The organism is Rhodoferax sp. LS1R11 (assembly GCF_056521395.1).
This window is the reverse complement of the sequence record NZ_JBWMAW010000037.1, coordinates 1-2,568: the sequence shown is the minus strand read 5'-3', so window position 1 is coordinate 2,568 and position 2,568 is coordinate 1. Positions and strand designations below refer to the sequence as shown.

Annotated in this window: 2 protein-coding genes; both read right to left on the bottom strand. The window is 60.6% G+C overall.

Going from position 1 to position 2,568, the window contains the following annotated elements; genetic code table 11:
- Window positions 1-356 precede the first annotated feature (356 nt).
- Window positions 357-1,565: an IS91 family transposase gene (locus AC097N_RS21155; RefSeq protein WP_479584042.1), complete on the bottom strand. Its 1,209-nt coding sequence runs from the start codon at window positions 1,563-1,565 to the stop codon at window positions 357-359.
- A 10-nt stretch (window positions 1,566-1,575) separates the two neighbouring features.
- Entirely contained in the window at window positions 1,576-2,451 is an 876-nt protein-coding gene (locus tag AC097N_RS21150; RefSeq protein WP_479584041.1) for a tyrosine-type recombinase/integrase, read from the bottom strand.
- Between the last annotated feature and the right edge of the window lie 117 nt (window positions 2,452-2,568).

Here is a 2,568-nt window from a genome sequence, read left to right as displayed (position 1 = left end):
TGTTAAGGGTTGTAGGATGCCCACCCGCAGCGGCGCACCAGTTGCGACAGGAGTGAACTGAAGGGCGGGCGTCGTACAAGCCTCGAGGGAGGAAACCGCGGGGCCAGCAACGGGCCCTGTTTGATACCGCAGCTATGGCGATTTGAATGAATGCGAGTGTGGCGCAAGTGCACGGCAGTACAACTGGCCGGTCTGTGCCGCGCTAATTTCCATGAAACGCCAGCGCAAACGCCAATAGTTTGGATGACGCCGCAGGGCGCAAGCCCCCCCAAAGCGTGGCGCGACCAATCCTCCCCCTGCTGACCCGCTGCGAAGCAAGGTCAGTTGAAGGTTGCGCCACCAATCTGTGGGTGACTTCATGCAACACCTCTCACCTGTGGTGGCGCTCGGATAGCTTGCCCCCGCACAAAGGTCTCGATGAGGATCATCTGCGCACCACAGTGAGCGCAGACGAAGTTTGGCCGAACGAGATCGGCAGGCGCATCAGCACCCTTGGCCTCGGGGGCTACGACAACAGGCGCCACATTCAAAAGCACACGCGCCAGCGCAATCTTCTCTTTGCGCCCGTTATTGGCAAGCAGTCCGAAGTGGCGGATGCGGTGAAACCCGCTGGGCAGCACATGCAGCAAGAAACGGCGCATGAACTCATCGGCGCTGAGTGTCATCGTCTTGTGTCGCGGCTTGTCCTGGTTGCCCTTGTCGCGGTAGTCCTTCCAGCGGAATGTGACGCCGCGCTCATCGAGGGCGACAAGGCGGGAATTGGCAATCGCCACCCGGTGCGTATAGCGCGACAGATACGCCAACACCGCCTCGGGGCCAGCAAACGGACGCTTGGCATAGACCACCCACTCACATTGGCGCACTGGCGCAAGCCACTTGGCAAAGGACTTTTGATCGGCCAGTCCTGCGTATTCGCCAAAGAACTGCAGCTTGCCCGCGCGGTGCACAGCAACGAGTTCTTCCAGGAAGCGTCGGCGAAACAGACGTGAGAGCACCCGCACCGACAGGAAGAACCCCGGCTTGCAGGAAACCCAACGTTTGCCGTCTGGCGAGAGACCACCACCTGGAACGATTCCATGCACATGAGGATGGTGCGTGAGTGCCGACCCCCAGGTGTGCAGAACAAGGGTGACCCCGACCTGTGCCCCCAGATGCCTGGGGTCCGCTGCGATGGTGCCCAGCACTTCGGCAGCAACCTCAAACAGCAGACCGTAGACGATGGCCTTGTTGTAATAGGCAATAGCGCTGATGGGTGCGGGTAAGGTGAAGACCACGTGGTAGTAGTCCACCGGCAGGAGATCGACTTGCCGGGCCTCCAACCAGCGTTTGGCTGCATTGGCCTGGCACTTGGGGCAATGCCGGTTACGGCATGAGTTGTAGGCTACCTCAATCTGCGCACAGTCAGGACAGCGAAGCACGTGTCCTCCCAGCGCCGCGGTACGGCACTGCTCGATGGCTGACATGACCTTGAGCTGACCCAGGCTCAAATGCGAGGCTTGAGCAAGCCGCAAGGCAGGCCCATGGGCACGGAAGATGTCCGCGACCTCCAGGGCGCTGTGGCCCATGGCGTGATTCTTACGAGGGTCGCAGTGTTTCCAATGGGCTGATCACTTCGCGCAGGATCTCGGTGGCCACCTGGACATACTGTGCCGTGGTGTCCAGGCGCTTGTGGCCCAGCAGCACCTGAATCACGCGGATGTCGACCTTCTGTTCCAGCAGGTGAGTCGCAAAAGCATGCCTCAAGCTGTGCATGGAGACGCGCTTGTCGATCCTGGCCAAGGTGGCAGCGTCGTGGACGGCCCGGTTGAGTTGGCGGGTGCTCAGCGCCTCAAGAGGGTCCAGGCCCGGAAACAGCCAGCCACCATCGAGCATCTTGCCTTGGGCGCGCGCCACACGCCACCACACACGCATACGTTCCAGCAATATCGGCGAGAGCATGGCATACCGGTCCTTGCGGCCTTTGCCCTGCTCCACGCGCAGCGTCATGCGCTGGCTGTCGATGTCTCCTACCTTGATGGCAACCACTTCACCGACACGCAGCCCGGTGCCATAGGCCACCGATAACGCAGTCTGGTGTTTGATGTGGCCGACTGCCGCAATAAGTCTACCCACCTCTTCCTTGCTCAAAACCACGGGAAGCCTTTGGGGAACGCGCACCGACTGCATCCTGGCCATGACGTCTTTGCAACCCAGTGTGACGTCAAAGAGGAACGTCAACCCGGTGATCGTTGCGTTGAGGGTAATGGGCGAGGTGCCTGCGTCCACCAGGTGCAGTTGAAAGCGGCGAAGGTCTTCAACGCTGGCGGTGTGAGGGGACTTGCCCAGAAATTCCCCGAATCGACTGACGGCACGGATATAGGCAGATTGGGTCTTGGGCGCGAGTTGGCGCATGCGCATGTCCTCCAGCATGCGTTGGCGCAGTGGGGAGACGGGTTGATTCGATGATTCCATGGCTGTGCTCCTGTTGTGAACGAGGCCAATTGCCTCAATTCACAACATAGGCACGCACATCCCCCTGTGCAAAACACACACGCCGGCTCGGAGACTACCGCGACAGCGGTTTCGTCC